This is a genomic window from Halorubrum sp. C191 (assembly GCF_002727095.1).
Lineage (GTDB): Archaea > Halobacteriota > Halobacteria > Halobacteriales > Haloferacaceae > Halorubrum > Halorubrum ezzemoulense.
The window spans coordinates 1-21,515 of record NZ_NHNZ01000055.1; the positions used below are offsets into that span (position 1 = coordinate 1).

General features: G+C 70.1%; 20 protein-coding genes, 1 tRNA gene and 1 pseudogene. 9 read left to right on the plus strand and 13 right to left on the minus strand.

Translation table 11 applies throughout. The features are described from left to right. Positions 1 to 990: a biotin--[acetyl-CoA-carboxylase] ligase gene (locus tag Z052_RS04985; protein ID WP_086215570.1), complete on the minus strand. Its 990-nt coding sequence runs from the start codon at positions 988 to 990 to the stop codon at positions 1 to 3. A gap of 77 nt (positions 991 to 1,067) precedes the next feature. Between Z052_RS04985 and Z052_RS04990 the strand changes: the two genes are divergently transcribed. Continuing rightward, positions 1,068 to 1,451 carry a 2Fe-2S iron-sulfur cluster-binding protein gene (locus Z052_RS04990; RefSeq protein WP_094495295.1) on the plus strand — a complete coding sequence of 128 codons (384 nt, stop codon included), beginning with the start codon at positions 1,068 to 1,070 and terminating at the stop codon, positions 1,449 to 1,451. Positions 1,452 to 1,589: 138 nt separating this feature from the next. Then, positions 1,590 to 2,153 carry a hypothetical protein gene (locus Z052_RS04995; RefSeq protein ID WP_086215568.1) on the plus strand — a complete coding sequence of 188 codons (564 nt, stop codon included), beginning with the start codon at positions 1,590 to 1,592 and terminating at the stop codon, positions 2,151 to 2,153. Between the two features lie 60 nt (positions 2,154 to 2,213). On the opposite strand, the gene Z052_RS05000 is transcribed toward Z052_RS04995, so the two are convergent. Beyond that, the gene (locus tag Z052_RS05000) at positions 2,214 to 3,149 is read right to left on the minus strand and encodes a DMT family transporter (RefSeq protein ID WP_049929356.1); all 936 of its coding nucleotides are present in this window, start codon (positions 3,147 to 3,149) and stop codon (positions 2,214 to 2,216) included. Between the two features lie 183 nt (positions 3,150 to 3,332). On the opposite strand from Z052_RS05000, the gene Z052_RS05005 reads away from it, so the two are divergent. Continuing rightward, positions 3,333 to 3,815 carry an Lrp/AsnC family transcriptional regulator gene (locus Z052_RS05005; RefSeq protein WP_049929354.1) on the plus strand — a complete coding sequence of 161 codons (483 nt, stop codon included), beginning with the start codon at positions 3,333 to 3,335 and terminating at the stop codon, positions 3,813 to 3,815. Between the two features lie 7 nt (positions 3,816 to 3,822). Here the strand turns inward: Z052_RS05005 and Z052_RS05010 are convergent, their stop codons facing one another. From Z052_RS05010 to Z052_RS05020, 3 genes are all read right to left on the minus strand, one after another. Next, positions 3,823 to 4,347 carry a phosphate-starvation-inducible PsiE family protein gene (locus Z052_RS05010; RefSeq protein ID WP_049929353.1) on the minus strand — a complete coding sequence of 175 codons (525 nt, stop codon included), beginning with the start codon at positions 4,345 to 4,347 and terminating at the stop codon, positions 3,823 to 3,825. Between the two features lie 78 nt (positions 4,348 to 4,425). Next, positions 4,426 to 6,309 (minus strand): Glu-tRNA(Gln) amidotransferase subunit GatE, encoded by a 1,884-nt coding sequence (gene gatE, locus Z052_RS05015; protein WP_094521345.1) that lies wholly within the window; start codon positions 6,307 to 6,309, stop codon positions 4,426 to 4,428. 560 nt (positions 6,310 to 6,869) lie between these two features. Beyond that, a tRNA-Leu gene (locus Z052_RS05020) sits at positions 6,870 to 6,954 on the minus strand. A 184-nt stretch (positions 6,955 to 7,138) separates the two neighbouring features. Here Z052_RS05020 and Z052_RS05025 point away from each other — a divergent pair. Further along, positions 7,139 to 7,699, plus strand: coding sequence for a DUF420 domain-containing protein (locus Z052_RS05025; RefSeq protein WP_086215564.1), 561 nt, complete (start codon positions 7,139 to 7,141; stop codon positions 7,697 to 7,699). Between the two features lie 20 nt (positions 7,700 to 7,719). Here the strand turns inward: Z052_RS05025 and Z052_RS05030 are convergent, their stop codons facing one another. From Z052_RS05030 to Z052_RS05055, 6 genes and pseudogenes are all read right to left on the minus strand, one after another. Next, entirely contained in the window at positions 7,720 to 8,415 is a 696-nt protein-coding gene (locus Z052_RS05030) for a halocyanin domain-containing protein (RefSeq protein WP_094521346.1), read from the minus strand. Positions 8,416 to 8,514: 99 nt separating this feature from the next. Beyond that, a complete protein-coding gene (gene purF / locus Z052_RS05035; RefSeq protein WP_049929348.1) occupies positions 8,515 to 10,014 on the minus strand; it encodes an amidophosphoribosyltransferase in 1,500 nt (499 codons plus the stop codon). 115 nt (positions 10,015 to 10,129) lie between these two features. Then, a complete protein-coding gene (locus Z052_RS05040) occupies positions 10,130 to 10,522 on the minus strand; it encodes a DUF5820 family protein (RefSeq protein ID WP_086219139.1) in 393 nt (130 codons plus the stop codon). A 75-nt stretch (positions 10,523 to 10,597) separates the two neighbouring features. Continuing rightward, positions 10,598 to 12,784, minus strand: coding sequence for a ribosome rescue protein RqcH (rqcH, locus tag Z052_RS05045; RefSeq protein ID WP_049929346.1), 2,187 nt, complete (start codon positions 12,782 to 12,784; stop codon positions 10,598 to 10,600). 74 nt (positions 12,785 to 12,858) lie between these two features. Then, a pseudogene (locus Z052_RS05050) lies at positions 12,859 to 13,050 on the minus strand (peptidase S8 and S53 subtilisin kexin sedolisin); the annotation flags it as partial. A gap of 229 nt (positions 13,051 to 13,279) precedes the next feature. Continuing rightward, positions 13,280 to 15,010 (minus strand): tRNA uridine(34) 5-carboxymethylaminomethyl modification radical SAM/GNAT enzyme Elp3, encoded by a 1,731-nt coding sequence (locus Z052_RS05055; RefSeq protein WP_089307548.1) that lies wholly within the window; start codon positions 15,008 to 15,010, stop codon positions 13,280 to 13,282. A gap of 126 nt (positions 15,011 to 15,136) precedes the next feature. On the opposite strand from Z052_RS05055, the gene thiC reads away from it, so the two are divergent. The 4 genes from thiC (at position 15,137) to Z052_RS05075 (ending at position 19,083) form a co-directional block, all read left to right on the plus strand. Next, positions 15,137 to 16,573 (plus strand): phosphomethylpyrimidine synthase ThiC, encoded by a 1,437-nt coding sequence (gene thiC / locus Z052_RS05060; protein ID WP_094521348.1) that lies wholly within the window; start codon positions 15,137 to 15,139, stop codon positions 16,571 to 16,573. Between the two features lie 105 nt (positions 16,574 to 16,678). Next, positions 16,679 to 18,193 carry a DUF790 family protein gene (locus Z052_RS05065; RefSeq protein ID WP_094521349.1) on the plus strand — a complete coding sequence of 505 codons (1,515 nt, stop codon included), beginning with the start codon at positions 16,679 to 16,681 and terminating at the stop codon, positions 18,191 to 18,193. 84 nt (positions 18,194 to 18,277) lie between these two features. After that, positions 18,278 to 18,811: a DoxX family protein gene (locus Z052_RS05070; protein ID WP_049929340.1), complete on the plus strand. Its 534-nt coding sequence runs from the start codon at positions 18,278 to 18,280 to the stop codon at positions 18,809 to 18,811. Positions 18,812 to 18,825: 14 nt separating this feature from the next. Then, a complete protein-coding gene (locus Z052_RS05075; protein ID WP_241897902.1) occupies positions 18,826 to 19,083 on the plus strand; it encodes a hypothetical protein in 258 nt (85 codons plus the stop codon). A 77-nt stretch (positions 19,084 to 19,160) separates the two neighbouring features. Here Z052_RS05075 and Z052_RS05080 read toward each other — a convergent pair whose 3' ends face one another. Both Z052_RS05080 and Z052_RS05085 read right to left on the minus strand, forming a co-directional pair. Next, positions 19,161 to 19,712, minus strand: a complete 552-nt coding sequence (locus tag Z052_RS05080) for a hypothetical protein (RefSeq protein WP_049929338.1) — start codon at positions 19,710 to 19,712, stop codon at positions 19,161 to 19,163. Further along, a complete protein-coding gene (locus Z052_RS05085; protein WP_049929337.1) occupies positions 19,709 to 20,671 on the minus strand; it encodes an RsmB/NOP family class I SAM-dependent RNA methyltransferase in 963 nt (320 codons plus the stop codon). The genes Z052_RS05080 and Z052_RS05085 overlap by 4 nt, the downstream gene beginning before the upstream one ends. A 97-nt stretch (positions 20,672 to 20,768) precedes the next feature. On the opposite strand from Z052_RS05085, the gene Z052_RS05090 reads away from it, so the two are divergent. Continuing rightward, positions 20,769 to 21,509 (plus strand): proteasome assembly chaperone family protein, encoded by a 741-nt coding sequence (locus tag Z052_RS05090; RefSeq protein ID WP_094521350.1) that lies wholly within the window; start codon positions 20,769 to 20,771, stop codon positions 21,507 to 21,509. Positions 21,510 to 21,515: the final 6 nt, after the last annotated feature.

The following is a 21,515-nucleotide window of genomic DNA, read 5'->3' on the forward strand; positions in this document are numbered from 1 at the left end:
TCAGGCCGCGTCGCGGAGGTGTTCACAGTCGCCCGCGTGGACGCGCCGCCGGCCCTCGTCGGTGTCGACCACGAGCGCACCCGGCTCCGTCACGTCGACCGCGGTGCCCTCCACGACCCCCTCGGCGGTGTCGACCCGGACGCGCCGCCCGAGCGTGCTCGCCCGCTCGCGCCACGCGGGGAGGACCTCGTCGAGCGCGCCGGGCGAGGCGGTCAGTTCCGCGTAACGTTCGAGCAACGTCGCGGCGAACCGCCGCCGGTCGATCGGGCCGCCGCGCTCCGCCGAAAGCGACGTCGCGCCCGCGGGCAGCGTCTCGGGGTCGAGGTTGGCGTTGACGCCGACGCCGACGACGAGCCAGCCGACCCGGTCGGCCTCCCCCTCCATCTCCGTCAAGATCCCCGCCAGCTTCGGGCCGCCGCGGCCGGGGGCGGCGGGATCTGGCACTTCGGAGCCGCTTCCGTCGCCCCCGACGAGCACGTCGTTCGGCCACTTGATCCGCGCGTCCACGCCGGCCTCGCGGGCGGCGTCGGTCGTCGCCACCGCGGCCGCGAGGGTGAAGAGCGGCGCCCGCGCGGTCGGCACGTCCGGCCGGGTGAGGACCGACAGCCAGACCCCGCCGCTCGGCGCGACCCACTCGCGGTCGAGTCGGCCGCGGCTCCCGGTCTGTTCGTCGGCGACTACGGCGACGTCGGTCTCCCCTTCCGCCGCGAGCTCCCGGGCCCGCTCGTTCGTCGACGCGATCCGGTCGTGATACTCCACGGAGTAGGGTGCGTCGAGGCCGAACGCGATCCCTGGTCCGGAGTACCCCGGCTCGTCGGGGGCGACGTACCCCGCCGCGGTCGACTTGACCGCGAACCCGTCCTCGCGGAGCCCCTCGACCGCCTTCCAGACGGCCGCCCGAGAGACGCCGAGCGACTCGGCGAGGGCGGGCCCGGAGACGGGGCCGTCGTCGGCAGCGAGGGCGTCGAGCAGCGCGCGCCGCGTGTCCATGTCGCCCGTTCCGACGCCCGGGCCGAAAGCCGTTCCGGGTCCGGGACGCTTTGTGTGCGGCGCGCGAAGGAACGCCGATGACCGAGGACGAACCCGACGAGGACGCCGGCGGACGGTCAGGGGGCGGGTCCGAGACGGTCCCGCTCGTCGTCGTCGACGGCGACGACCGCGTCGAACTCGCCGTGGAGCGCGGTCGCAACCTCCGGCGGGTCATGCTCGACGCCGGCCTGTCGCCGTACGCGTCCGCGATGCGCCGGCTCAACTGCGGGGGGCGGGGGATCTGCGCCACCTGCGGCGTCCGCGTCCGAGAGGGGCCGCCGGCCGACCAGTGGCACGACCGCCTCGCCGACCGGTTCGGCTACCCGCGGCTCTCCTGTCAGATCGCGGTCGACCGCCCGATGACGGTCGCGCTCGTCGACAAGCGCGTGTGGGGCGGGCGGCGGTCGAGCGGCGACGGGTAGCGGCCGCGACCGCGCCGGGCCACACCGCGTTTCCGGTGAAACGGCGAACGGTAGCGCGTGGCACGCGACCGCGCGGGGAAAGCGTGACGACACCGCTCGCGGCACAAAAGCCAAGTCCGCGGGCCCGAACGGTCCGGTATGCAACCCTCCAAGGAGCGCGAGTCGTCCGACGACCCGATGGACGACCTCGACGACCTCCTCGACGACGACCTCGCGGGCGGCGAGGGAGAGTCAGAGGCCGACGCCGGCGGGGCCGCGAGCGCCGAGCCGACGGCGGGGAGCGAGGCCGGCTCCGGGGACGCCGGCCGGGTCGGCGTCTCGGGGCGGTGGTTCTCGGCGAAGGCGTTCGGTCTCGCGCTCGTCGCGGTCGCGGTCGGCGTGTTCGTCGGCGGCCTGATCCCGCTCATCGGCGGGACGATCGGGACCGCGGGCGGCGTGTTCGTCGCCGCGTTCCTGCTCGGCCTTGTGCTGTCGGCGCGCCGCTACGTCGAGACCGGGACCGCCGGCGCCGCCGCGGGCGCGGCGAGCGCGGTGACGAGCGTCCTCGGCGTCGGCTTCCTCCCGATCGGGATCGACTACCTCTCGCAGTGGGGGCTCCCGCTCGTCGCGGTCGGCGGGGGCGTCGGGCTGGTGCTCGCGCTGCTCGGCCACTACTTCGGCCGCGACCTCCGCGCGGGACTGAGCCGAGACGTGGAGGGGTGAGCCGCCGAAATCCGCGAGGGGTGAACGACCGGAACCCGCGAGAGGCGTCTCCGTGAGCCGCTACTCTCGCAACCGGTCGACGCCGACGTAGTCGGCGATCTCGCGGCGCTCTAAGACGAGGAAGCCGGCGAGGATCGCGACGAACCCGATCAGCGCCTCGGCGTCGACGAGGTGACCGAGCAGGGCCCAGCTACCGACCGCGGCGACGACGGGCTCGGCGTAGCCGACGAGGTGGAGCTGCGACGGGCCGACCGCGTCGAGCAGCGCGAAGTACAGGAGGAACGCGACCACGCCGGAGAGCAGCGTCAGATACGCGAGCGAGGCGATCGCCGTCTGGTTCCAGGCGATCGCGGCGGGCGACTCGCCGATCGCGGCGGCCGCGACGAGCAGCTGCCCGGCTCCGATCACCATCGCCCAGCCCTGAAGCGCGGCGATCGGGAGGTCGGTGCGGAGCGGGCGCAGCAGGACGGCGCCCAGAGAGAAGGCGGCCGCGCCGGCGAACGCGAGCGCGACGCCGACGACCGCCGCGCTGCCCAGCCCGGCCGCGGCCGGGTCGGCGATCACGGCCACGCCGATGACGCCGAGCGCGAACCCGCCGATTTCGACGGGGCCGAGGCGTTCGTTCGGGAGGAGCGCGGCCGCGAAGACGGCAGTCAACACCGGCGAGAGGCTCACGACGACCGCGGCGACCGCGCCGGAGATCCGGATCTCGCCGAGGTAGAGGAACCCGTGATACGCCGCGATCACGAACGTGCCCGCGACGGCGACGCCGAGCCACTCGTCGCGGCCCCGCGGGATCCACCGGTCCGCGGCGACCGCGGCGTAGCCCAGCACGACCGCGCCGGCGACGACGTACCTGACGCCGGCGAACAACAGCGGCGGGAAGTAGTGGAGGCCGGCCTCGATCGCGACGAAGGACGTGCCCCAGAGCGTTGCGAGCAGCAGGAACGCGGCGACGACCGCTTCCGGAGTAGAGAGGAGGTTTCTGAGATTCACTGGTTATGAATTCGAAAGACGTAGACGTAGTTAAACTATTCTCTCGGATAGTGCGTTATTCGAAACGAAGAATCAGACATACGAATTAGATCCGATTCGAGCCCCGAACGGCGCCGACATCTTGGAGTATCCTCCAACCCTGTCGGTCGACATATACAACCGGTCGGGGGTCGATCCGGGGGTATGGACGAGCGCGACGTGCGGCTGTTGAAGGCGATATCCGATCTCGGTACCGGGAGCCCGGAGCGGCTCCACGAGGAGACCGGGATTCCGGTGTCGACGATCCACTACCGACTGAACAACCTCCGGGAGGACGGCGTCATCGAGAACGACCTGTACGACCTCGACCACGAGGCGCTCGGGCTCGGCGTCACCGTCATCGTCGAGGTGCTCGCGAGCTACGAGGGTCCGTACGAGGAGTTCGCGGACGAGCTGCTGGCGGTGGAGGGCGTCACGGAGGCGTTCTTCACGATGGGCGAGACGGACTTCGTCGTCCTCGCGCGACTCTCCTCGTCGGACACCGTCGAGCGGCTCATCAGCGACTTCGAGGCGATCCCCGAGGTCGAGCGCACGAACTCGACGTTCACCATCGCGGCGCTGCGCGACGAGCCGCGCGCGCCGGCGACGTACGACCTCGACACGTTGATCGAGGAGCTGACCGAGTGACGGCGGCTCACTCGGGCGTCAGCGAGGCGCCGACAGAGCGCTCGACGTACAACAGCAGCACGAGCCCGAGCATTACGGTCCCGTAGGAGACGGCGGCGAACAGCGCGTCCTGCGTCGAGGGGTACTCGGTGGTGCGGAAGATGATCACCTTCCGGACCATCGCGATGACGCCGGTGTAGATCACCAGCCTGACGATCCGCCTGGTGTCGCTCTGTTCGATGTACGCGACGACCGTCTGGTACACCTCGACGATGATGAGCAGCAGGAGGCCCGTCTCGATGAAGCCGATGACCACTTCCGGGTTCGTGATCTCTCCCGTCGGGACGGACTCAACGATCTGGATCGCGAGGTCGACGACGCCGATACCGAACAGGAGCGCGAACAGCGCCGCGGCGGCGAGTTCGACGGCGTGAACGAAGCGGTTCGTCACCTCCGAGACGCGGCCGCTGACCGTCTGCGTCTCGGCCGGGTCGGGCGCGCGGTCCGACGCGGACGAATCGTCCGACTGGTCGACCACAGGCGAGTCTGCCATCAGATGACCCTCAATTCCGATAACGGACTCGCGCCACGTAAAGAGGGGGCCTAACCGGTGTGGGACGCGCGGAACGCGTTACGAGCGCTTGCCGATCTCCTCGCGAAGCACGTCGGAGACGACCTCCCCGTCGGCCTTCCCGCGGAGCGCGCCCATCGCCTCGCCCATCAGCCCGGAGAACGCCCCCATCCCCTCGGCCTCGATCTGGTCCGTATTGCGCTCGACGACCTCGACGACCGCCTCGCGGACCTCCGCCTCGCTCACGCCCGAGAGGCCCGCCGCCTCGACGGCCTCGCTCGCCGTCAGATCGGGGTCCTCGGCGAGCGTCGTCAGCACCTCGGGGACGCCCTCCTTCGCGAGGTCGCCCGACTCGACGAGGTCGAACAGCGCGAGGAAGTGGTCGTCGGTGAGGTGCTCGACGGGCGCGCCGTCGCGCCGGATCTCCGTCGTCGTCGACTCCAGCGTCGTCGCAGCGAAGGTGGGGTCGACGCCGCGGTCGACCGCCGCCTCGAACAGCGGGAACCGCTGGCCGAACGCGACCTGCTCGGCGAGCCCGGCGTCGAGGCCGAACTCGTCGGCGTACCGTTCGGCCTTCTCGTCGAGGAGTTCCGGCGCCTCCACGTCCGAGGGGTCCGGTTCCACCGGCGGCACGTCCGTCTCGGGGTACATCCGCGCGGCGCCCGGGAGCGGGCGGAGGTAGCGGGTCGTGCCGTCGTCGTTCGCGCCGCGGGTCTCCTCGGGGACGCCCTCCATCGCGGCCTCGGCGCGCTCCGCGGCCGCCTCGATCGCGAGGTCGGCGGTCTCCGGGTCGGCCGCGACGATGGCGACCGCGTCCGCCTCGCCCGCGCCGACCGCATCGCGTAGCGCGTCGACCTCCGCCTCGGTGACGCCGTACGCCGGCAGTTCGTCGGTGTGGAAGATGCCGCCCGCGCCGTGGCGCTTCGCGTGGTCCGACAGCTCCGTGCCGAGCCGGCGGTCGGGCTGGAGTTCGCGGCCAACGAGGCCGTCGAACCCGAACAGCGGGACCGCGGTGACCTTCCCGCCAGAGTCGAGCGCGCCGCGGATGACGCCCGACTCGGTGTCGGCGAAGACATCGGTCGCGTCCGTCACGTCGCCGACGCTCGCGTCGCGTTCGCGGAGTTCGTCGCGGATTTCGAGCAGCTCCGCCTGTCGGCTCACCTCGCCGCGGACGATGTCCTCGATCCCTTGGAGGTCCTGAACGCCCTTCACCTCGACGCGCGCGCCGTCGGCGATGGAGACGTTCACGTCCTGCCGGATGGTGCCGAGCCCGCGCTTGACCGCACCCGTCGAGCGAAGCAGCATCCCGATGCGCTCGGCGGCCTGCCGCGCGCCCTCCGGGCTGCGGATGTCCGGGCCCGTCCCGATCTCGACGAGGGGGACGCCGAGCCGGTCGAGCGAGTAGACGACGCCGTCGTCCGTCTCTTCGACGCGCTTCGCGGACTCCTCTTCGAGCATGAGGTCGACGACCGACACCGACCCGGACTCCGTCTCGATCTCGCCGTCCTGCCCGAGGAGGATCGAGCGCTGGAAGCCGGAGGTGTTCGAGCCGTCGATGACGAGCTTCCGCATGACGTGCGCCTGGTCGACGACCGAGAGGTCGAGTAGGTCGGCGATCTGGAGCGCCACGGAGAGCGCCTCGCCGTCGACGCGGCGGGGCGGTTCGTCGTCCTCCTCGACGAGGCAGGTCGTGTCGTACGCGAGATAGGTGAACTCGCGGTCGACGCGGCTCTCTTCCATCGCGGCGTCGTCCAGCTCGCCCAGTTCGCTCTTCGTCGGGTGGAGCTGTCGGGTGATCGACCGGTCGGACTCGTCGGGGTCGCGCTCGACGGTCGGGGAGTCGCAGAACAGCTTGGTCTCGGTGTCGAGCTGCTGGTGGATCTCCAGCCCGGCGACGAGCCCCAGTTCCTCGTAGTCGTACTCGGGGGTCGCGTCCGTACTCATTACGCCACACTCCGACGGCGCGCGACTAAAAGGGTGGCAGTTCGCGCGGGCGAGGCGACAATCAGCAACAAACAGCCGATGCGGTGGCGCGTGCCTGCGATCGACCGCCCCCGGCGGCCGCGAAGCCAGCACGCGCGAGGGAGTCGGTGGTCCTCCGCTTCGCTCCGGACCACCGACAGGGCGAGAGCCCCGCTCTCGCTTACAACCGGACGTCGTCCGGTGACGAGGCTGGGGGGGCGTGAGGCGCGGTGCTGTGCTGGGCGGGACTCAAAGGGGCAGTCGCGAGGGCGGCGCAGGCGACGTAAACACCGTAGTGAGTGAGCAAAGCGAGCGAACGAGGAGCGCAGCGAGCGTGCGCCGCCCTCGCGACTGGGGCTTTGGAGGTGGTCGCCGCCGGTCCACGAGTAACGATTTATAACCGAGCGGCCGGGGCTGTGGGGCAGTTCACCACCGTAGCATTCCGATCGTAGTCGTCACTTCTTACGTAGCATCGAAAGGAATTATGCGTGGGTGCTGTCGTAGAGACAACACCGGCATCGGTGGGGGTGTGCCCCGAGCGATGCGTGGGACCGGATTTGAACCGGCGGACCTCTACAGGACAGCGCCCTCAACGCTGCGCCGTTGGCCTGGCTTGGCTACCCACGCTCGCGGTGTTCTGTCGCGTCTCCACGTACCCTGTCCCCAATTAAAAGCCCTTCCATTCGAGGGAGCCGTGCCGGGGTTTCGCAGACCGGCGGGCGGCGCGCCGCCGTCCCGATCCGGCGACCGCGACCGGAACGCGTCGACCGCAACCGGCACGCGTTTGGGGGTCGCGTCCCTCCGTCCTGGCATGTCCGACTGGGCCCGCGAGAACGTCTCCGTGTTGACCGCCGTCGCCTCCGGCGTCGCGCTCGCGCTCGTCTTCGGCGCGGTGGGCGGCGTGATCCCGAGTTCGCTGCTCCCGCGCGCGAGCGACGCCGTCCTCGCCGCGATCCCGCACTTCAACGCCGCCGTCTCCGCGACGGCGATCGCAACGATCCTGCTCGGCTGGCGGGCGATCTCCCGCGGGAACGTGACGCGTCATCGGAACTTCATGGTGACCTCGTTCGCGCTGTTCGCCGCGTTCCTCGGGGCGTACCTCTACCGACTGATCCACGTCGGCACCACCGAGTTCCCCGGGCCGGAACTCGTCTACTCGTACGTGTACCTCCCCTTCCTCGCGATCCACATCCTGCTCGCGATCGTCTGCGTCCCCTTCGTCTTCCACGCGCTATTCCTCGCGGCGACGCGCCCGTACGCGGACCTCTATCAGACGCGGCACTCGCAGGTCGGGTTCGTCGGCGCCGTCCTCTGGCTGATCTCCTTCACGATGGGGATCGGCGTGTATCTGCTGCTGTACCACATCTACTGAGGAAAGACGCGAGAAGAGGACTACGCGTTCCGCTCTGCCTTCTTGTGTGCCGCGTAGAACAGCGGGACGAGCAGCGCGCCGGCGAAGCCGAACCCGAGCGCCAGCGTTCCGATGTCGCTCGCGGAGAGACCGCCGTCGGACCCGCCCGAGTCGCCGCTCCCGGAGCCACCGTCGCCGCCAGAGCCACCGCCGCTGCCGGAGCCGCCCTCGGCCTGCGGGTCGACGAGGTCGTCGTCGACGGACCCGACAGCCACGACGCCCTTCATTCCGACCGCCCGGTGGGGTTCACAGAGGTAATTGAACGTGTCACCGTCGCTCGCGTCCTCGAAGGTGTACTCGAAGGTCGTGCCCTCCTCCGAGACGGGCGAGCCGCTGTCGAACGTGCCATCGTCCGCGACGACGTTGTGACCGCCGCCCTGTCCGGTCCACTCCCAGACGACGGTCGCGCCCGGGTCGATGAGGATGGCGGCGGGGCCGAAGCGGAGCCCGTTCTCGCCCGCGCCGACCGAGACGGTGACCTCGTCCTGCCCGCGGTAGTCGTGAGTACCGTCGTAGTTGCTGACGCCCTCGAGCCACCCGTCGTACTGGGCGGCGGCGGTCCCGCTTCCGGCCGCGACCCCCGCCGCGACCGCCGCTCCGGCGGCCCCGGCGCGGAAGAATCCGCGGCGGCTCATCGACGCGGCGTCGCCCTCGGCGGCGTCGGTGTTCCCTGTCATGCTCGCACCTCTGACCGTGATCGTATTTAAGCCCCCGATACGTTCCGAGCGGGCGGCCCGGCGGCGAACGTGTGCGGGGCCGGCGCCGAGTCGGAAGGGTCAGTCGTCCGCCGGCGTCGGGTCCGATACCGGCGCGTCGACATCACGGTCGGTCGCCTCGCCCTCGACATCGAAGGGGTACTCGCCGGTGACACAGCCGAGACAGAGGTCCGCGCGGCTCTCGCCGAGCGCCTCCGCGACCGCGTCGATGGAGAGGTACGAGAGCGAGTCGGCGCCCACCTCCTCGCGGATCTCCTCGGTCGAGGCGTCGGCGGCGATGAGTTCGTCGCGCGTGGCCATGTCGATGCCGAAGTAGCAGGGGGCGAGGATCGGCGGCGCGCCGATCCGGAGGTGGACCTCCTCGGCGCCGGCCTCGCGGACCAGCTCGACGAGCTGCGTCGATGTCGTCCCGCGGACGATGGAGTCGTCGATGATGGTGACCGACTTCCCCTCCACGGTCGACCGAATCGGGTTCAGCTTCAGCCGGACGGCGCGCTCGCGCTCGTCCTGCGTCGGCATGATGAACGTCCGGCCCACGTACCGGTTCTTCATCAGCCCTTCGGCGAACTCCACGCCGCCGTCGTCCGCCGGCCGCGGTTCGCCGGCGGCCGTGGTCTCGCCCGCCGCGTCCGCGTAGCCGGAGGCGAAGGCGCGCCCGGAGTCGGGGACGGGCATCACCACGTCGGACTCGACACCGGACTCCTCCCAGAGCTTCCGGCCGAGCTTCCGGCGCACCTCGTACACGAGGCTCTCGTCGATGACGGAGTCGGGGCGCGCGAAGTAGACGTGTTCGAAGAAACAGTGGGCGGTCGCGTCGCGCTCGACCAACTGATACGTGTCGTAGCCGGTGCCGTCGGGGTCGAGGACGACGAGCTCGCCGGGTCGGACGTCGCGGATCAGCTCCCCGTCGAGCGTGTCGATGGCGGCCGACTCGCTGGCGAGGACGTAGCCGCCGTCGATCTTCCCGAGACACAGCGGGCGGTTGCCAAGCGGGTCGCGGACGCCCAGCACGGTGTCGTCGTGGGTGATCGCCAGCGAGTAGGAGCCGTGGATGCGGTTCATCGTGTGTTTGACCGCCCGCACGAGGTCCTCTTCGAGGAGGTTCCGCGCGAGGTCGTGGGCGATCACCTCGGTGTCGCCGTCGGAGGTGAACGCGTGGCCCGCGGCCGCGAGCTCCTCGCGCACTTCGTCGGCGTTGACGAGGTTCCCGTTGTGGGAGAGCCCGAGCGAGCCGGACTTGAACGACACCGAGAAGGGCTGCGCGCAGCTCTTGTCAAGGCTCCCGGCGGTCGGGTAGCGGACGTGGCCGATGCCCGTGCCGCCCGACAGCGACGCGAGGTCCCCCTCCTCGAAGGCGTCGCCGACGAGGCCGCGCTCGACGTGGCTGTGCTGCTGGAACCCGTCGTGCGTGACGATGCCGGCCGACTCCTGGCCGCGGTGTTGGAGCGCGTACAGCGCGTAGTACAGCGGTCGCGCGGCCTCCCGGTCCTCGAGCGAGACGCCGACGACGCCGCACTTCTCTCGCGGTTCGTCGCCGCCGTAGTCCCCACCGGCGTTCATGTACGCGAGGGTGAGGCGGGCGGCGATAAAAATCCTCGTGTTCGTGGCGTATCGCTCCGCTAATCGTGCGATGATATACGCGATCGTGGATAAAGCTCGGCTCGCCGGCGCGTCGTTACGCCCCCTCTTCAGCACCGACGAACTCGTCGAGGCGCGCGAAGTACGCCTCGCGGGGCACCTGATACGCGTCCCGGTAATCGATCTCGCCCCCGACGAACCGTTCCGCGACATCGACCGCGCCGGCCGCGCCCGCCTCGCGGCTCTCGTGCGTCTCCGCGACCGCCTCGATTTCGGGCTCCAAGAAGAGGACGACGTGCCACTCGTCAGTCGCGTACTGGCCCGAGCCGGGCCGCGCGTTGCGGGAGCCGTTCGTCAGGTAGATCGTCGGGAGACACTCGTCCGGGAGGTCGCCGCTCCCGAAGACGTCGGGGCGGTAGACGAGGATCGCCCGGCCGCTGGGCTCCTCGTTCCACACCCGCCACCCCTCCGGCAGCGATTCGAAGGTCATAGCCTCGCCTCGGTCGCGGAGGCTTGAAAACGTCGCGCTCGGGGAGAAGAATCGTTCCGCGGTCGACGGGGGGCCTCAGTCGACGATGTCCGATCCGCCCGGCGGGAGGAACTCCTGTAGCTGGTCCGCGCTCGCGACCTTCCGCACGAACGACTGGTCCGCGAACCGCTCTTTCAGATTCCGGTACGCCATCATCGCGGCGTCGTTCTGCGCGTACATCCCCGGTTCGAAGGTGAGGTGCGCGGCCGCGCGGTCGACGACGGCCGACGGCGGGCCGCCGATGGCGCGGGTGACCGGCTCGCACTGGACGCCGACGGCGATCCGGCAGGGGACGTCCTCGAAGTACGTCCGGTCGCCGCGGATCACGAAGCTCCCCTTCTCGATGTACTCGCCGCTCTCGGGGGTCTTCGACACCTGGTCGGGGTCGACCATGTACGCGTCGCCCGCGCCGCGGCCGTCCTTCCAGTCAGACGAGTAGGAGACGGCGAACTGCGCGGCCTCCCGCAGGGTCTCCTCCGAGAAGTCGACCGGATCGGCCGACTCCGACGGGCCCGAGGCCTTGAGGATCGTCACCGGCCCCCCGTGCGCCTGCGTGTGGAAGAACCGATCGTGTTTACCCATGTACTTCTTCACCAACTCCTCGTTCTGGTCGGCGTTGCGCCCGCCGATGACGAGGTAGCCGGTCGAGGTGCGGAACCAGCGGAACCGCTCGAACCAGTCGTCCGGGCTGCGGATCGGGATCGAAGAGCGGGAGAGCCAGTCGGTCTCGTACGCCTCGTCGTCGTCCTCGTCGTCGCCCTCTTCCTCGCCGCCGTCGTCGGCCGCCTGCTGTTCCTCCCACTCCGCCTTCCGTTCCTTGACCGCCTCCAGCTCCTCGCGGGTGGACTCGATCGCCGCCATCGCCCCCTCCTTCTTCTCCTCGACGCGTTTCGCCTCCCGGTAGAGGCGGTCGGCGTTGACCTCGACGCCCTCGCTCGCGTCGACCTCGACGCGGACGGGGTCGCCGTCATCGTCCTCGAGTTCCACCGTTACCGTCCCCTCGCCGCCGTCGACGTCGACGACGGCCTCCGCGGCCGGAATTCCCCGCTCCGCGCCGGCGTCGAGCGTCTCCGCGATCTCGTCCCACGGCACCTCGTTCTCGCGGGCCTCCCGCACCGTCGAGATCACCTCGTCGACGAGGTCGTAGTTCGCGTACAGCAGCTCCGCGCGCTCGCGCTCCGCCTGCGCCTGTTCCTCGAACCCCTCGATCGCGCCGCGCTGCTGTTCGATGATCCGCTCCTGTTTGGCGATCTCCTCCTCGAAGTCCGGGCGGGAGGCGCTCGCGTCGGCGGGGGCTTCGCCGTCGCCGGTCTCCTCGCTCCCCAGCCGGTGGAAGTACTCGTCGACGGCGGCGTTGAAGGAGTCGAACCCCACGCTCGGCAGGTCCTCGTGCTCCGCGAGCGGGAAGGGGGTCACGTCGACCACGCGGGGGTCGGCGTCATCGGCGCCGCCGTCGCTCCCGTCGCCGTCGATCGATTCCTCGTACACTCGGGGGTCGATGTCGCCCGAGCGAAGCCGTTCGTCGATCCGGGAGAGGGCGTCGTGGAGCGCCCCGAGTTGGTCGTCCGTCGCCTCCTCGATGGGCGTCTCCTTCGGCACGCCGGCGCGGGTACACACCTCCTCGGCGTAGAGGCCGCCGAGGTTCAACTGGGTGGCGAGGGTGCGCACCACGTCGCTGTCCGACTCGCGCATGTGCCGGTCGAACCCGCCGCGGCTCACGTCAAGGGGGTTGAGCCGCGAGGCAGGGTACTCGTACTGCGAGCCGGGCGCCACCGTCCGGGACTTCAGCCGGACCGTCGACAGCGCCCCGATCACCTCGCCCGTCTCGTCGAGCGCGGCGACGTTGCCCTGCCCGAACAGCTCGGCGACGAGCGTCGTGTTCTGGTCCTCGCGCTCAAACTCGAAGGTGAGGATGCGGTCGAACTCGTACTGCTCGACGCCCGCGAAGTCCGCGCCGGACAGCCGGTTCCGGAGCATCTTCGCGAAGTTCGGCGGGCGGCCCGGCGCGTCCGCGACGTGGTCTGGGTCGGCGGCGTGCGCGCGTTTGATCTCTCCGACCTCGATCATGAGCTCGACGCGACCGCGGTCGAAGTCGCGCAGCTTCAGCCGGAGCAGGTCGTCGTCGTAGAGGTACGCCTTGTCGACCTTCGCGCCCTCGTACCGGTTCAGCTCGGTGACGAGGGCCGCGAGGTCGATGCTCGACAGCTCCCGCTTCTGGTCCATACGTGATAGAGACCGCCGGGGCGGAAAAAGGCGTGTCGTTGTGGGATTCAGCGCGACGGTCGGCTCCCCGCGCGTCAGTTACCGTTGCCTTTCCCCTTGCCGCTGCCGAGGCGCTCGACGGTGTTGAGCGCGTTGATGATCCCGGCACCGAACTCCGAGTCGCTCTTGCCGTTCGCCCCCTCGGCGCCCTTCTGGATCGCCTGCTCGATCCGGCTCGCATTCGCGTTCGGTTCGAGTTCGCGGACGAGTGCAGCGAGGCCGGCGACCCCCTTCACGAAAGTTCGTCGTTCGAAGTTCATGTGAGTAGTCCTCGTGTGACGAGGTACCGATATTGTATCCTGATAGAGTATAAATTTTCATCAATGAATGACTCTGTACTAATCTAAATCCAAGTAAACAGAAAGGCGGTGGTCGCCAGAAACGTCAGTCGACGACGGTACGCGACGGGGGAGCGACTCCCGACGGAAGCGGGCGTGGGTTCGGTCGGCCGAGGGCCTACAGCCGCTTCGACACGTACGGCCCGTCCTGCCGGTAACCGAGCTTGTTGCGGTAGTACTCGCGGGCGCCGATGCCGGAGATGACCGCGACCTTGTCGTAGCCCGCGTCGCGAGAGAGCTCCTCGGCGCGTTCGAGCAGCTTCGTCCCGTACCCCTTATGCTGCCAGTCGCCGTCGCCGCCGATGCCGACCTCGGTGCCGTACACGTGGAGCTCGCGGATCAGCGCGGCGTCTTCGAGCTCCGGCCGGATCGGGTCGCTCTCGGTTCCCGGCGCGCCCGGCTGGTCGGGGGCGAACGAGGGGAACCGTAGTCGACAGAAGCCGACCAGGAGATCGCGGACGGGGTCCTCGAAGGCGATGAAGTGTTCCGTGCCGCCGCCGGCCTCGTAGGTGGTGACCGAGAGTTCCACGTCGTCCGGGTCCGGGTCGGCGTCGTTGTGGCCGACTTCGCGGGCGCGGATGTCGCGCTGGACGATCCCCTTCTCCTCGGCGCGCTGGGCGGCGAGCTGTCGGAGGTTCGACTTCTGGACGCCCGCGTCGATGAAGTCGGCCGGGATGTCGCGCTGGACGCGCTGGAGCCGCGTGTACTTCGGGATCAGGTCCATCACGTCGGCGACGAGGTCGGCCGCCTCCTCGCTCGTGAGCGGGTCGAAGTCGTCGCGCCGCCACCGGTCGTACACCCGCGTCCCCTCGACGACGAGCGTGGGGTAGATCTTCAGGTAGTCGGGGCGCCAGTCGGGGTTCTCGAACAGCTGCCGGAAGTCCTCCAGACACATCTCGCGGGTCATCCCGGGCTGGCCCGGCATCATGTGGAAGCCGACTTTGAACGCGGCGTCGCGCAGGCGGCGGTTGGCGTTCCGGCTCGCCTCGTTGCCGTGGCCGCGGTGCATCTCGCGGTTGATCCGCTCGTAGGTGGTCTGGACGCCGACCTCGACCTTCGTGCCGCCGAGGTCGAGCATCCGGTCGATCTGCTCCGGGTCGCACCAGTCGGGCTTCGTCTCGAAGGTGGTGCCGATGTTGCGGATCGGATTCGTCTCGTTCTCGGCGATCACGTCTTCGAGGTACTCGAACTCGGTCTCCTCGGGCGCGGGCGCGAACGACTCGCCCTCCGCGGGCTCCGGCTCCTTGTCGAGGTCGTAGTCGTTCATCGCCTGGAGCGCGCGCTTGACGAACCACTCCTGGTAGTCGTGCGAGCGCGCGGTCATCGTCCCGCCCATGAGGATGAGCTCCACCTTGTCGACGGGGTGGCCGATCTTGCGGAGCTGTTCGAGCCGGAGCGTGACCTGCCCGTACGGGTCGTAGTCGTTCTGCTCGCCGCGGGCCGCCGCGGGCTCGTGGCCCGTGTACGACTGCGCGGAGGAGAACTCTGAGGCCGGGCCGCCCGGGCAGTAGAGGCACTTCCCGTGCGGGCACAGTTCGGGGGAAGTCATGATCGCCACGGGGGAGACCCCGGACGCGGTCCGGACGGGCTTGCGCTGGACCACCTCGATCACGTCGTCGCGGTGCTCCGTCGGTGCGTGGTCGAGGATCTCGGTGTTCTTCGGCACCTTGGGGGAGCCGAACTCCGAGCAGGCGTCGAGCTTGGCGCGTTCGAGGTCGTCGCGCTCGATCTCGCCGTCGAGGATCCTGTCGACGAGGTGTTCGCAGGTGCGGACGAACGCCTCGGAGTCGGTGGGGTCCCCGGAAGCGGCGTCGTCGGACTCGGCGTCGCCCGCCGCGTCGGTACTCATTACTCTCCGATCCGCGAGTTTCGGGGTTAAGCGTGTCGCACCCGGGCGCCGACTCGGTGCGCCGAGCCGTTTACCACAGAATATATTAGTTAGTGGTATTACCGAGTGATTATGCCAGCGACACAGATGGAGCGGGCGCGACGCGGCGAGGTCACCTCCGCGATCGAACGCGCGGCGGCACGCGAGAACCGCGACCCGGAGTTCGTCCGCGAGGCGGTCGCCGAGGGGCGCGCGGTGATTCCGAACAACCACGCGCACGACGCGCTCGACCCGATGGTCATCGGCCGGGCGTTCGCCACGAAGGTCAACGCGAACATCGGAAACAGCGAGACGACGAGCGGCCGGGAGGAGGAGCTCGAAAAGCTCCACGCGGCGGTCCACTACGGCGCCGACACGGTGATGGACCTCTCGACGGGCGACGAGCTGGACGCGACCCGCGAGGCCAACGTCGCGCACTCGCCGGTGCCGGTCGGGACGGTCCCGATCTACGAGGCGGTCAAGCGGGCCGAGTCCGCCGAGGCGATCACCCGCGAGCTCCTGCTCGACGTCATCGAGAAACAGGCGCGGCAGGGCGTCGACTACATGACGGTCCACGCGGGGATACTGATGGAACACCTCCCGCTGACCGACGGCCGGAAGACGGGGATCGTCTCGCGAGGGGGGTCGATCCTCGCGCAGTGGATGGAGGAGAACGGGTCGCAGAACCCGCTGTACGCGAATTTCGAGGCAATATGTGAGATATTCGCCGAACACGACGTGACGGTCTCGCTCGGGGACGGCCTCCGGCCGGGCTGTGTGGCCGACGCGAGCGACGAGGCGCAGTTCGCCGAGCTCGACACCCTCGGAGACCTCACGCGGACCGCGTGGGACCACGGCGTCCAGGTAATGGTGGAGGGCCCCGGCCACGTCCCGCTGGACGATATCGCGGAGAACGTCGAGCGGCAGCAGGCGGTGTGCGACGGAGCGCCGTTCTACGTCCTCGGCCCGCTGGTGACGGACGTGGCGCCGGGGTACGACCACATCACGAGCGCGATCGGCGCGACCGAGGCCGCGCGGGCCGGCGCGGCCATGCTGTGCTATGTGACGCCGAAGGAGCACCTCGGACTGCCGGAGCCCGAGGACGTGCGGGACGGTCTCGCCGCGTATCGTATCGCGGCGCACGCGGCCGACGTGGCGAACGACCTCCCCGGCGCGCGCGACTGGGACGACGCGCTCTCTGAGGCGCGGTACGAGTTCGACTGGCGGCGCCAGTTCGACCTCGCGCTCGACCCCGAGCGCGCGCGGTCGTACCACGACCAGACGCTTCCGGGAGACAACTACAAGGAGGCCCGCTTCTGCTCGATGTGCGGCGCGGAGTTCTGCTCGATGCGGATCGATCAGGACGCCCGAGACGCGGACGGCGAGATGGCGTCGATAGCGGGATCAGAGGGGACGGACCTCGACGCGTCGCCGGCCGCGAGCGTGAACCTCCCGCCGGTCGGGACCCACGACACGAGCCGCGTGCCGGAGCGGATCGAGGTCGAGGGAGTGACGTTCACCCCGGAGACCACGGACGACGACTGATGCGGGCGGAGGGGCCGATGCGGGCGAGCCGCGGCCACAAGCGCGCGTCGGCGCGGGAGCGTCGAACCCGGCCGGTTTTAGGCCGCCACGCCCGTAGCCGCCGCCGTGCTACGGAAGGACCTCCTGCGCGTCTCCCGGGCGGGCGGCGGCTACCGCCCGCAGTTCACCGGGCGGGAACATCGGCCGCTCGCGGCGCGCGTGCTCGGGGCGTTCGAGTCGCACGTCGGCGAGCGCCGCGGCGACCTCGACGACGCGCTGGCGGACTTGGAGGCCGACGCGGCCGCGCGGAACGGCGACTTCAAGCTCGTCCGCGGGCTGGCGGCGCTCGTCGAGCGCGAGTGCGAGTTCGAGACGCGCGCGGCCGTCCCGCCGCGTCGCGTCCGGCGGGCCGCGTTCGAGGCCGCGGAGGCGGTCGGCGTCGCGAGCGAGGCGGAGCGAGAGACCGCGGTCGACCGCGCGGCCGACGCGCTTGGGATCGACTCGAGGGACGTGTCGGCGTCGCTGTACGCCGACCGCGACGTGAATCGGGTACTCGTCGACGCCGACGTGCGCTGGGACCCCGACACGCTGCTGGAGCAGTACAACCTCTCTCTGGCCCAGACTACGCTGTTCGACGCCACCGAGGTCAGAGTGCGGTCGAACGACCCGAAGCGGCTCGTCTCGGCGGTGAAGCGCCTGCGGCTGATGTACGAACTGGAGCAGACTCCCGAGGGCCGGGAGCTCGTCGTCACCGGGCCTGACGCGCTGTTCTCGCGCACCCGACGGTACGGGACCGCCTTCGCGAGACTGCTCCGGACCGCCGCGGAGTCCGCCGAGTGGTCGCTGGAGGCGACGATCGACGACCGCGGCCGCGAGCGAACGATGCGGCTCTCGGACGGCGACGTGACCGTGCCCGACGTGGAGCCGGTGGCGGAGCCCGACTTCGACAGCGGGGTCGAAGCGGACTTCGCCGGTCGGTTCCGCGGGCTCGACCTCGACTGGACCCTCGTCCGCGAGCCGGAACCCCTCGAAACCGGCGCGAGCGTCATGATCCCGGACTTCGCGTTCTACTACGACCACGCCGACTTCCGGCTGTTCTTCGAGGTCATGGGCTTCTGGACCCCCGAGTACGTCGAGAAGAAGCTCGGCCAACTCGCTGACGTGGAGGACGTGGACCTGCTCGTCGCGGTCGACGAGAGCCTTGGCGTCGGCGAGGAGGTAGCCGCACGCGACCACCGCGTCGTCACCTACTCGGGCGCGGTCCGCGTGAAGGACGTGGTCGACGTGCTCCGCGAGTACGAGGCCGAGTTCGTCGCGGACGCCGCCGCCGCCCTCCCGGACGCCTTCGAACCGGCGGACGACGTGCTCCCCCTGCGGGACCTCGCCGACCGACACGGCGTGAGCGAGGCGGCGGTGGAGGGCGGGCCGTTCCCCGCCCACGAGCTCGTCGGCCGCACGCTGGTCAGACCGGCGGTGTTGGAGCGAATCGACGACGATATCGACGACGGGGCGGCGCTGTCCACGGTGGAGGCGACGCTGGACGAGTACGGCGTCGACGACGCGAGCGCAACCCTCTCGACGCTCGGCTACCGAGTTGAGTGGGAGGGGCTCGGCGGCGGAACGGTGAGACGGAAGGAGTAGTCCGCGGTTCGCGAATTACTCGTCGGTGACATTGGAGATAGGTTTATATATCCTAACCGAACATTTTCGCAACCGAGGTTACGCATGGTCACGAACATCCAAACGCAGCTGCTGGGCAGAGACGTATCGTTCCCGGTCGAGGAGTCGCGCTTCGCCTACTGGCTCGTCGTCTTGCGTCTGATCGTCGGGTGGTGGTTCCTCCACGCGGGACTCGACAAGTTCCTCGCGTGGCCGTTCGACGCGAGCTGGTTCGTTGGCGGCGCGGCGGCGCAGACGAGCCTCGGCCCGGTGGTCACGCTGTTCTCCGACGGGATCCTGTTGTCGTTCACGAACATCATGGTCCCCTTGGGACAGACGCTGATCGGGTTGGGGCTGATCGTCGGCGCGCTGACGCGGCTGGCGGCGTTCTTCGGCGCGTTCCTGATGACGTTCTTCTACTTCATCAACGGCGAGACCGGCGGCTGGGCTCACGGCGTGATCACCGGCGACCTGCTCGGGCTGCTGATCTTCGCGATGATCGCCACGCTCGGGGCCGGGCGCGTGCTCGGCGTCGACGCCTACCTCGCGAAGACGTCGTTCGTCAGGGACCACCCGCGGCTGCGGTACTTAATCGGCTAACGAGGTGACGACGCATGAGCCAACTCACTACCATGGAACGAGTCGGACTGTACGGCGGCGGCGCGCTCATCCTGATCGGCACGGTCGGGATGGGGCTGCTCGAGATAGTCGCGGGAGCGCCGCACCCGGTGTCGGGAGAGGGACAGGTCGTCCACGAGACGCTGATAAGCCTCAGCGTCCGGTCGTACACCATCCTGCTGGGGCTGCTGCTACTGGCGGCGTACGGAATCACCAACCTCGCCACCAAACCGCCGGAGGACACGTCGATCTGACCCGCACGACCCGCTGGAGCGCCGTCGAACCGCGGCGCTCCGACGACTGACTTTTTACCGAACGCCGGGAGGACCGCTCACTCCACGACCGGCAGGTCCGCCCGGCTCCCCTTCGGGACCACGGAGCGCAGCTCGTCGTAGAGGTACAGCCCAACCCCGATCGGGACCGACTCGCCCGCGACCTCGTGGGTCGCGATCAGGTAGCCCCAGTCGCCGTCCCACTCGGGGAGGTCTTGGTCGTCACCCGCCGCGAACCGGGACGCCTGCGCCGGGTCCAGTTCGATCGCGTTCTTGGTCGCGAGGCGACCGAACCGCGAGACCGCCCGGCCGGTCGGCTTCCAGTGGTCCTGTCGCGTGCGCAGGAAGGTCATCCCGATCGCCTCGACCTCGCTGGGGTCGGTCGCCTCGCCGTTGAAGATCCAGATCTTCCCCGCGCCCTTCTCCCAGAAGGAGTACTCCGCGAACACCTCGGGGTCGATCCCGAACCGCTCCTCCCACCAGTCGAGGACCTCCGCGCGGCTCGCACGGCCCTCGACCTCGCGGTCCGCAGGGGTCGCGGGGAGCCGGTCGAACCGCTGGCCGTCGTTGGTGGGGGCGTCGCCCGCCTCTCCGCCGGTCTCGTCGCTCACGCGTCCACCACCCCGTCGGCGGCGGCCGCGCTATCGGTCTCATCGCCCGCCGCGCCGCCGACTCGAAGCTTCGCGCAGAAGAAGCCGCCCGTGTCGTTGCGGTGGGGGTAGATCCGCTGCGCGCGCGTCACCGACTCGTCGTACGTCTCCCCCTCCCACTCGGTCACGCCGGGGTCGGCGTCGAGCGGCAGGTCGAACTCGACCAGTTCGCAGTCCTCGTTCGCGAGGACGTGGTCGAGGACGGCCTCGTTCTCCTCGGGCGCGAACGTACACGTGGAGTAGACGACGACGCCGCCGGGGCGGGTCGCCTGGACGGCCCTCGCCAGGACGCCCTTCTGGATGCCGGCGACCGCGTGGACGTGGTCGAGCGTCCACTGGTCGAGGACGTCCGGGTTCTTCCGGCACGTGCCCTCACAGGAGCAGGGCGCGTCGACCAACGCGCGGTCGAACTCGTCGAACGCCAGCGGCTTCGTCGAGAAGTTGCGGGCGTCCTGGTTCGTGACGATCGCGTTCGTGATCCCGAGGCGCTCGGCGTTGTGCCGGAGCGCGGAGAGGCGCCCGAGGTTGTTGTCGTTGGCGACGACGGTCCCCTCGTCGTCCATCGCGTCGGCGATCTGGGTGGTCTTGCTGCCGGGCGCCGCGCAGGCGTCCCAGACGCGCTCGCCGGGTCGCGGGTCGAGGGCGAGCGTCGGCAGCACGGACACCTCCTCCTGCCCGTGAGTCCAGCCGTGGACGTACGGCCAGTTGCCGCCGGGGTTGCCGTCGGGGAGCCGGAAGAGGCCGTCGTGCCAGTCGACGGGCTCGTAAGCGACGCCCGACTCGTCGAACGCCTCGCGGACGCGGGCCGGCGTCGCCGCGATCCCGTTCGTGCGCACGACCGAGGGGAGGGGCCGGTCGCACGCCGCCCGGAACGCGTCGACGTCGTCGACGAGCGACTCGTATCGGTCGAGCGGATTCATGGCCCCCCTTTCGCGTCGGGCCGTTAGACCGTTTCGGGACGCGCGAGGTGCCTCCCGCCGCCGCACCTTTAGGTCGACCCCGGGCGTACGGCCGCACATGGCACGCATCTCCGTCCTCGACGACGGCGTCTCGCTGGACGAGCCGACGCTGATAGAGGGGTTCCCCGGCGTCGGGCTCGTCGGGAAAATCGCGACGGACCACCTGATCGACGCCCACGGGATGACCCACTACGCGAACGTCCACTGCGACGGGCTCCCGCCGGTGACCGTCTACCGCGAGTCCGAGACGGCCGCGACGACCCCGGTCCGGCTGTACGCCGACTCCGAGCTGGATCTCGTCGCGCTGCGCAGCGACGTCCCCGTGAACCCGGGGGCGGCGACGGAGGTCGCGGCCTGCCTCGGCTCGTGGTTCGACGAGATCGACCTGTTCCCGGAGTTCCTCTCCGGCCTCGGCCGCGAGAAGGACGAGGAGCCCCCGGAGCTGTACGGGATCGCGACCGGGAACGGCGCCGAGGCGCTGGACCGCGCCGAGGTGTCGGAGCCGTCGGAGTCCGGGCTCGTCTCCGGGCCAACGGGCGCGATGCTGGCGGCCGCGCTGGAGGACGACCGCGACGCGGTCGGGCTCGTCGTCGAGTCCGACCCGCAGTTCCCCGACCCCGAGGCGGCGCGGGCGCTCATCGTCGACGGCATCGACCCGATCGCGGGGATCGAGACGCCGACCGACGGGCTCGTGGAGCAGGCGACGGAGATCCGGAACGCGAAGCGCCAGCTCGCAGAGCAGATGCGACAGGCGACCGAGGAAAGCACGCAGGCCGAGCCGCTGAAGATGTTCCAGTAGGCGGGG